Raw genomic sequence first — 9253 nt, 5'->3', positions numbered from 1 at the left:
GGTACATCGGCAAGCTCGTGCAAGGTTTTTGAGAGGTTTTACACTTTTTCTTTGCACTTTAGCAGACTTGATCTCGCTTGAAAACTAGGCACTGTAAACCTTTGCTGCTTTTTTCAGCAAACCCTAGTTCATTCATCACGTCTCGGTTCAATGCAAACGCCAAGTTAGCCTCTTCAACAATGCGGCCAATGGTGGCTTCATCTAGGTTTAGCTCATCCAGAGTTTGGCGATAACGCTCCTTAAAGACCCGCTTCGCCTCGGGTGTTGCAATTTGTTCAAATTCATACAGCGCAGTTCCCTGTTCAGGAGGCAGGCTTAAAGCAACCCGAATAACATTTTTGAGCGCTTGTCCACCTGACAAATCACCTAAGTAGCGGGTGTAGGAATGCGCAATCAGTAGCGCTGGATCGGTGCTGGCGATTTCGCGAATACGGGCAACATACACTTTGCCCGCAGGCGATGGTTCAATTTGATTTCGCCAGTCTTCGCCAAAATAAAAGGCCAAATCTTTTTCCAAACTCATGGCCCGGTTGAGCTCAGGGAAATAAACTGCGGCGACGATGGGATCATCACATCGGCTTTGCAGTTCTGCTTCTAGAGTGCTGTAGACCCAATATAGATTGGCCAGGAGTTTTCGAAACGGAACCCACTCCACCACTCCTTTCAGAAAACACTTCATAAATGCAGTGTTTTCTGAAAGGGTGTGAGCATGAGTTGTTCCTTCTCGTAAGGCAATCGACAGCTTCGTCATCATCTTATTCCTTAAACTTGTTCTGCAAAATGTGAAGGGATAGGACGGGAAACCGGGCAGATAAATCGATTTCACACGGTCACAGTGCTGAAGATCTGGGCCTTGAAGATGCGATCGCATCCCCCAACTCTTCAACAATCGAAACTCAACTTAATCACTACAGAGTTATAAAGCAAATATCTGTAAAGGTCAAGCTAGTAAATATTTCACAATATTTCAAAATTACAAAAAGCTGGACAAAAAGAACAGTGTAAATATAGCTTTTAAGTTATAAAGTCATGAAGATTGTTTGAGGTATCCATGGTTTCTTCTCCACCCAATGTGGCCAATGCTGCAAAATCCACCCAAGAGTTGCAGGAAAGTTTGTTAACCCCTCGGTTTTACACGACTAACTTTGACACAGCGGCCAGTCTAGATCTCACACCTCAGCAAACTGAACTAGAAGCCATGCTGGCAGAAATGCGCGCAGACTATAATCGCCATCACTTTGTCAGAAATGATGCCTTCAATCAAGCCTGGAATCAGCTCGATGAGCCGTCTCGCAAAGCCTTTATTGATTATTTGGAGCGATCCTGTGTTTCTGAATTTTCAGGATTTTTACTTTTCAAAGAACTTTCTCGTAAGCTCAAGCAGCGTAATCCTTTATTGGCTGAGATCTTTCAACTCATGGCCCGAGATGAGGCTCGACATGCGGGCTTTTTGAACAAAGCGATGGCCGATTTTGGTTACTCAATGGATTTAGGTTACTTAACCAAGGCCCGTACTTATACCTTCTTTCCAATCGACTGGATTCTTTACACAGTGTACCTTTCAGAAAAAATTGGCTATTGGCGATATATCATCATTTTCCGCCATTTAGAAGATCATCCTGAATACTCTTTTTACCCATTGTTTAACTATTTTGAGAGCTGGTGCCAGGATGAAAATCGCCATGGAGATATTTTCAAGGCGTTGCTTCATTCTCAACCGTCTTTAATTCATACCTGGCGGGCAAAACTATGGATGCGGTTCTTCTTGCTCATGGTTTTTGTTACTCACACGCTTACGGTGCATGAGCGGCAAGGGTTTTATCATGCGCTGGGACTAGACCCGACTGAGTTCGATCGAGCCGTGATTGACAATACAAACGATACTGCAGCCCGCGCTTTTTCTGTTGTGTTGGATACTCGGCATCCTGATTTCTATCCTCGATTGCAACGTTGTTCTGCCATTAACCAGCAGATGAGCCAAATTGACAAAACTACTCAACCCAAACTCATCAAAATTTTGAGAAAGTTACCCTTGCAGATGGCGATCGTAGGACATTTGCTGCGGCTTTACTTGCTGCGGCCAGTCAATGCCCAAGCCACTTGGGGAACGGTTCGCTAGAGCAGCACACGAGAGGATTCATAGGAACGGTTCGCCCAGGGTGTGCGAACCGTTAGCCGTTGACCTGAAGCCTTGCGTGTGGCTGTAGAGGGTTGGTGTAGTTTGAGCGCGGTATCGCTTGACCTGACGCCGATCAATAGCGGTTGCAGCTAGGAATGCACCGACCCATCGGGCATGATGGCCTCTGATAAGTCAGCATGATTCAAGATCGTTCCGGTGAGATCGGCATTGCGCAAATTTGCTCGTTTCAACAGCACGCCGCTCAAGTCGGCATAACTGAGGTCAGCCCCTTGCAGGTTGGCCTCGGTCAAATCGGTGGGGGCAAGCATTTGGGGCGATCGCTGAATCAGCACCGCACGACACAGCTTTGCCCCTGCCAAATTAGCTTGGCACAACAGCGCTCCACTCAAGTTTGCGTAGGATAAGTTTGCTGCAACCAAGCTCGCTTGGCTCAAATTCGTTTGCTGATCAGACCCCGAGCGTAAGTCGGCTTCAATTAACAAGGCGCGATCGAGCTGTGCATTGGATAAATTGGCACCACACAAACTTGCTTTGATTAAATTGGCTTCTACCAGCTGAGCTTGCGCCAAAATGGCTCCACTCAAGTCGGTCTCACGCAACACCGCCTGAGTTAAGTTTGCGTTCGACAAATTCGTTCCCCACAAGATTGCCTCGCTCAGATCAGCATTGGCAAAACTTCCTCGACTAAAGTTGGTTTTTCCTAACCGACTTTGCCGAAGATCTGCCTGACTAAAATCTGCTTCTGCAAGCTGCACGTTAATGAGGTCAACTTCTCGTAGGACAACGCTGCTAAACTTGCGCTGCCCTGCCGAATAGTGAGCCATCAGCTCATGTACATCGCTTTTTTGATTCATACCCTCGATTTCCTGATCGTTATTTCACTAAGATGCGGAACAAAAATACCTCTTGACGATTACATAACTAATCAGTTATTTAGTTAAACATCCACAAAGCGTATCTACCCCACTATAGCTCATACATTTTGTGGCTCATACATAACACATTGGACTTGGAATAATGACAACGACAATAAGGCAGGGATCCGAGCTTGGCTTATGGGATCGCTTGTGCAATTGGATTACTAGTGTTGAGAACCGATTGTACATCGGTTGGTTTGGTGTATTGCTCATTCCAACGGGCTTGGTTGCAGCCATTGTGTACATCATTGCTATGATTGCTGCGCCACCTGTGGATATTGACGGAATTCGTGAGCCTGTTTCTGGAGCATTGCTGTACGGCAACAATATTATTACAGCGGCTGTGGTGCCCACCTCCAATGCCATTGGTCTGCACTTCTATCCCATTTGGGAGGCAAGCTCTATGGATGAGTGGTTGTATAACGGTGGTCCCTGGCAACTGATTGTGCTCCACTTTTTGATTGCAATCTACGCCTACATGGGGCGGCAATGGGAACTGAGCTATCGCTTGGGAATGCGCCCCTGGATTCCGGTGGCTTATTCTGCTCCCGTTGCGGCGGCTACTTCGGTACTGCTGATTTATCCCATTGGTCAGGGCAGTTTCTCGGATGGGCTGATGCTGGGAATTTCGGGAACGTTCAACTTCATGATCGTATTTACGGCTGAACACAATATTCTCATGCACCCATTTCATATGCTGGGTGTGATTGGGGTGTTTGGTGGAGCGTTGTTTAGCGCGATGCATGGCTCTTTAGTAACATCTTCGCTGGTGCGAGAAACGACTGAGGCCGAATCCCAAAACTATGGCTACAAGTTTGGTCAAGAAGAAGAAACTTACAATATTGTGGCGGCACACGGTTATTTTGGTCGGTTGATCTTTCAGTATGCCAGTTTCAACAATTCGCGATCGCTCCATTTCTTTCTGGCAGCCTGGCCCGTAATTGGCATTTGGTTTGCTGCGTTGGGCATTAGCACAATGTCATTCAACCTGAACGGGTTTAACTTCAACAATTCTGTGTTGGATAGTGAGGGTCGCCCGATTGCAACATGGGCTGATCTGCTCAACAGAGCCAACCTGGGAATTGAAGTAATGCATGAGCGCAATGCCCATAACTTTCCACTGGATTTGGCCTTTGGTGATGCCGAGCCTGTTGCCCTGGTTGCCCCTAAAATTGCCAGCTAATTGCTAAGTTCACCTACCTTCCTTTACCTCCAATGCGCCTCGATTTTGGGGCGCTTTTTTGGCGATCGCTCTGGGCTGTTCACGGTTTTTCCGTATCATCCTAATTCAATGTCAGTTTTGGTCAAGGTTTTTTCTAAAGGTTGCGCAGAACACAATCCTTCAAAAAAGTCGGTTCTTGCGTACGCAATGTGTGGCAAAAATCGACCTTGGCTTATCCAGAACTGATGTGAATTCAGAGGTATTTAGAAAGTGGCGAGTTGAACCTTAGCGCTGGAACTGTTTGAGCTGCTTTAGCGTCTTCGTTTGTTTGAGGATGCGGTCATGAATGCGATCGCAGGCCAAATCGCAAAACTCAAAAACCGCTGGATCAACAATTTCATAATAGGCGCTGGTGCCTTTGGGCTGGCGAGACAAAATGCCAGCCTGCGTAAGCACCTTCAAATGTTTGGAAAGATTGGCTTGCCCTAGCCCTGTTGCTTCACATAGTTCCATCACATTCATAGGGCTAGACCGAAGGTGATGCAAAATTTGTAGCCGACTCGGCTCAGAAAGGACTTTAAAGTAGTCGGCAACCGATGCTAGGGTATCTGGATCAGGCTGAGGTCGTTTTTTGGCAGGCATAGCAGAACGGAGCTAACAACGGCGCGTCATCGCATAACTATATGCTATTACAGCAAACTCCACATCACCAACTCTATAATTCAATTGATACGATGCGAAACGCCTATCCTGCAATTCGTTCACGAATTCGTTCACGTTGCCTGCACATGCGGTGTACAGATGAAATGGTCAACTTTGCGAGCTGAATGAACGGAGTTTAGCAATGGCTCACGTCTTGTCTACATTTTGGCAACTGTCTGCTGAGCAAGCGCTACACCATCTGCACAGCAGTCCTCAAGGTCTTAGCCAACCAGAAGCACAGCGACGACTCGTGCAATACGGCAGCAATCGGTTGAAGCCGCCTCGCGCTCGTGCCGTGTTGCGATTGCTCAACCAGTTTAAAAGCCCCATCATCATTATCTTAGTAGCTGCGGCCATTCTTTCTAGCTTTTTGGGAGATGCGCTCGACGCCTTCATTATTTTGGCGATTGTAGTGTTCAGCGGGGTTTTGGGCTTTTGGCAGGAGCAAGGAGCCGCAGATGCCATTCATGCCCTGCTGGCCTTGGTCGAAGTCAAAACGCAAGTCCTGCGAAATGGCGCGATCGCAGCGATATTGGTTGATGCGGTGGTTCCGGGTGATGTGGTGCAAGTTTCGGCAGGCGATAGCATTCCTGGCGATTGTTTAATTCTTGAATCACAGATGCTCACGGTGGACGAGGCTACCCTCACGGGCGAAACCTTTCCCGTTGCTAAAATGCCTGGAACGCTGCCAGCCGACACTCCACTGAGCGATCGCACCAACAGCCTATTAATGGGAACCCATGTGGTGAGCGGTCGCGCAACAGCACTCGTTGTCCATACAGGAACCGCCACCGAATTTGGCAAAGTATCGGCACGGCTCAAGTTTAGACCGTTGGAAACAGAATTTGAAATCGGTATTCGCAAGTTTGGCTATTTTTTGTTGGAAGTGACGTTGATTTTGGTTGTGCTCATTTTTGCCGCCAATATTTACTTGCAACGGCCCATGATCGACTCGTTTCTGTTTTCGTTAGCTTTGGCTGTAGGCCTTACGCCCCAATTGCTACCAGCGATCGTCAGCATTAATTTGGCCCATGGAGCCAAGCAAATGGCAACGCAGTCGGTCATTGTGAAGCGCCTACCAGCGATTGAAAATTTTGGCAGTATGAATGTGCTGTGTTCAGACAAAACCGGAACGCTGACCGATGGAACCGTACACCTGCGCTCTGCATTGGATATTGCAGGGCAGGAGAGCGATCGCGTGCTTTTTTATGCCTATCTCAACGCAATTGCCGAGTCGGGCTACACAAATCCAATTGATGAGGCCATTCGTACCTATCGAGTATTCGACCATTCTGCCTACAAAAAATTGGGAGAAATTCCCTACGACTTTAATCGCAAACGACTCAGCATCTTGTTTGCACAGACTTCAAATCCATCTTCTGATCCACCTTCCAGTTCCAACCGTGATAATGTGCTGATCACAAAAGGGGCGCTAACCCATGTTTTGGATAGTTGCACAACGGTTGAGCAACCCAATGGAGAGGTAGTAGACCTGAGTTCATTGCGATCGCGCATTCAACAACGCGCCGAAGCTTTGGGGCTAGAAGGGTTTCGTATTTTGGGTGTGGCGTACCGTAGACTCTCTATCCAACAGCTCCAGTTAAGCGATGAAACAGATTTAACATTTTTAGGATATTTGGCCTTTTTTGATCCGCCCAAGCCTGGCATTCAAGACACCATTCACGATTTAGCCCAAGCAGGAGTTACGCTCAAAATGGTGACGGGTGACAGCCATGCCGTGGCCGCCAGCATTGCCAAACAGGTTGGTTTAACGCATGCTCAAATTTTAACGGGCTTAGAGTTGCGCCACCTCAGCGACGCGGCTCTCGTCCATCAGGTTCATCGGGTCAATGTATTTGCCGAGGTGGAACCCAATCAAAAGGAGCGAGTCATCATTGCTCTAAAAAAGGCCGGAAATGTGGTGGGCTATATGGGCGATGGCATTAACGATGCACCTGCTTTATATGCTGCCGATGTGGGGATTTCCGTGGATACGGCGGTAGATGTCGCCAAGGAAGCTGCTGATATTGTGCTCATGCAAAAAGATCTGGATGTATTGCTTGGTGGAATCAAAGCGGGACGCACAACGTTTGCCAATACGCTCAAATACGTGTTTATGGCGACCAGTGCCAACTTTGGCAATATGTTCAGCATGGCAGGGGTATCGTTGTTGCTACCATTCTTGCCACTACTCCCCAAGCAAATTTTGCTCACCAATCTACTCACCGATTTCCCAGAAATGGCGATCGCGAGCGATCGCGTCGATCGAGATCAGATCAGCCAGCCGCATCGGTGGAATTTACGACTCATTCGCAACTTTATGCTGGTGTTTGGGCTGTTGAGTTCTACGTTTGATTATTTAACCTTTGTCGTTTTGTTGTTTTTGCTGCACGCAAACCCAGCTCAATTTCGAACAGGCTGGTTTGTAGAATCGGTTATTTCAGCATCCATGATTGTGTTAGTCATTCGCACCAAACAATCTATTCTTCATAGCAGGCCCAGTCCTTATTTAGTCCTCGCTACGATCGCGATCGCTCTAATCACCTTACTGTTGCCCTATACTCCGCTTGCTGCGCCCTTAGGCTTTCAGTCCTTGACTGTTCAATTTCTAGTTGTACTATTTGGCATCCTAGGACTATATATTTTCTGTGCAGAAGCAATCAAAACATTCTTCTACAAACGGGTTCATCTTTAATGATATTTATCTCATTCCAATCAGCAACAGGAGTTCTGAATCAATTAAAACTCCCCTAACCGAAACTGACATTCAATCATTTCAGTCAAGAACCCATGTTCTTTCATCGCCAGGCTGCGCTTTGCTCATAGCTTTCACAAAATTTGTTGCAAAATCGTTGGATCCTGAATTTCGTTATCCCGTGCTAACAGCAGAACTTTGGAGACTACCTCGGCTGTTTTGGGATCGGAATCGGCAAATGGAAGAAACAATCTGCCGCGATGCTGCGAATGTATCGGAATAATGCACAGGGCACCACCTGGTTGTCGATGGGCGATGATCGCCCACCCAAGTTTCGCAACAGCACCGACGCCACAAACGATTGGCTGGGCTTGATCTTGATCCACGGCCATACCATGGAGCGGGCTCGCCCCCTGGCAGGAAAGCGGGGCAACACCTCCTCCAACCGTTCAAATAGATCGGACTCATGCTGAATGGCGGTATCTTCTACCTGGCCCAATGCCTGCACCGCCGCTGCCACCACAGACAGATCGCGATCGCCCAATGCAGACAGCAGCAAAAACCGGGCTGGAGTTACCTCTAACTGAGCCAAAAAGTGAACCGCAACAAACCGATGGGTTGCCGTTTCATGCTCCAACAAGGGCACTGCACAGTTCATGGCAGCAGCCACATCGACAAAACCAACAGCCCACAATGCCAAATAAACAAGCTGCGGATCGGGGCTCTTCAGTGCTGCCGCCTGCGCATCGGAATCGTCGAGCAATTCCAAAACCTGGCGAATCATGTGCGTGGCCGCTTTTTCATCTACCGATTCCAACGCAAACCCAAACCACACATCTACTGCTCGAATCGTGGCACTAAACCGAGTGAGTTGATGATCCAAAATCAGCCGCAGCATTCGCCGAAAGGCGCGCGGATGCGCCTCATCAACTGTTTCTAAAATGGTTTGTCGTAAACCTTCTTGGCGTTGCGCCGTAAGCAACAACTGCTCGATCACCTCCCAACCGTCGGGTTGGTTGGCGACTAACAGTGCACAGGTTACGTGCTGCCCCATCGCTCCAATATCATGAGTTCCATGGGCGGAAGCCGTCAAAACTTTAAAGATGGTTTCTCCCAGATCGTCATGTTGATCGATGGCGGCGGCAAACAAAATGCCGAAAATATTCCCAGCCCCATAGCCCAAATAGGGAGTCCAGGCAGCGAACCAGGCCAAATCTTGGTGATAGTCTTCGGTGAGGTGAATCAGCCGTTGCAGCCATTGATAGCGCCGAAATGCACAAAATTCGGGATGGTTGGGCGCACGAAACGATCGCCGATCGTATCCCCACTGATAGGATAGTTGGCCCAACAGTTGCCATGCGGCTTCCACTGTTGGCGCAAACGTGGGAAACCAAACGCGAAAGATTGGGTACCGCTCATCGGGCGTAAGTTGGTCGAACTGCTGATGCGATCGCGCCTGCGTCAGACCCATCTCGGTCGGCGGGAGCTTTTGGGCATCAGCTCCATATCCCAAAATGCCATAGCCGATTGTTCGCAAGGGTTCTGGTAGGTCGCCAGTTTGCTGGACGCGCTGCGATCGCCAATCTTTGGTGTGAAAGGTCTTCAACTGTTCCTGAGCAATTTCACGATTGAGCATG

7 protein-coding genes are annotated in these 9253 nt (G+C 48.3%); 3 read left to right on the top strand and 4 right to left on the bottom strand.

Going from position 1 to position 9253, the window contains the following annotated elements:
- Window positions 1–58: 58 nt before the first annotated feature.
- Window positions 59–754, bottom strand: a complete 696-nt coding sequence (locus ACQ4M4_RS18700; protein WP_430685970.1) for a heme oxygenase (biliverdin-producing) — start codon at window positions 752–754, stop codon at window positions 59–61.
- Between the two features lie 297 nt (window positions 755–1051).
- Between ACQ4M4_RS18700 and acsF the strand changes: the two genes are divergently transcribed.
- Window positions 1052–2119 carry a magnesium-protoporphyrin IX monomethyl ester (oxidative) cyclase gene (gene acsF, locus ACQ4M4_RS18695; protein WP_430685969.1) on the top strand — a complete coding sequence of 356 codons (1068 nt, stop codon included), beginning with the start codon at window positions 1052–1054 and terminating at the stop codon, window positions 2117–2119.
- A gap of 149 nt (window positions 2120–2268) precedes the next feature.
- On the opposite strand, the gene hetL is transcribed toward acsF, so the two are convergent.
- On the bottom strand, window positions 2269–2994 hold the full coding sequence (gene hetL / locus ACQ4M4_RS18690; RefSeq protein WP_430685968.1) for a heterocyst differentiation pentapeptide repeat protein HetL: 726 nt from the start codon (window positions 2992–2994) through the stop codon (window positions 2269–2271).
- Between the two features lie 163 nt (window positions 2995–3157).
- On the opposite strand from hetL, the gene psbA reads away from it, so the two are divergent.
- Window positions 3158–4240, top strand: a complete 1083-nt coding sequence (psbA, locus tag ACQ4M4_RS18685) for a photosystem II q(b) protein (RefSeq protein ID WP_430685967.1) — start codon at window positions 3158–3160, stop codon at window positions 4238–4240.
- A gap of 264 nt (window positions 4241–4504) precedes the next feature.
- Here the strand turns inward: psbA and ACQ4M4_RS18680 are convergent, their stop codons facing one another.
- A complete protein-coding gene (locus ACQ4M4_RS18680) occupies window positions 4505–4861 on the bottom strand; it encodes an ArsR/SmtB family transcription factor (protein WP_430685966.1) in 357 nt (118 codons plus the stop codon).
- A 202-nt stretch (window positions 4862–5063) separates the two neighbouring features.
- On the opposite strand from ACQ4M4_RS18680, the gene mgtA reads away from it, so the two are divergent.
- Window positions 5064–7616, top strand: coding sequence for a magnesium-translocating P-type ATPase (gene mgtA, locus ACQ4M4_RS18675; RefSeq protein ID WP_430685965.1), 2553 nt, complete (start codon window positions 5064–5066; stop codon window positions 7614–7616).
- 205 nt (window positions 7617–7821) lie between these two features.
- Here the strand turns inward: mgtA and ACQ4M4_RS18670 are convergent, their stop codons facing one another.
- Window positions 7822–9252, bottom strand: a complete 1431-nt coding sequence (locus ACQ4M4_RS18670; protein WP_430685964.1) for a HEAT repeat domain-containing protein — start codon at window positions 9250–9252, stop codon at window positions 7822–7824.
- Window position 9253: the final 1 nt, after the last annotated feature.

The sequence above is a fragment of the Leptolyngbya sp. AN02str genome, from assembly GCF_050565595.1.
Taxonomy (GTDB): Bacteria; Cyanobacteriota; Cyanobacteriia; order Elainellales; family Elainellaceae; genus Kaiparowitsia.
Note: the sequence above shows the minus strand (reverse complement) of the source record. Positions and strands in the feature narration are given on the sequence as shown.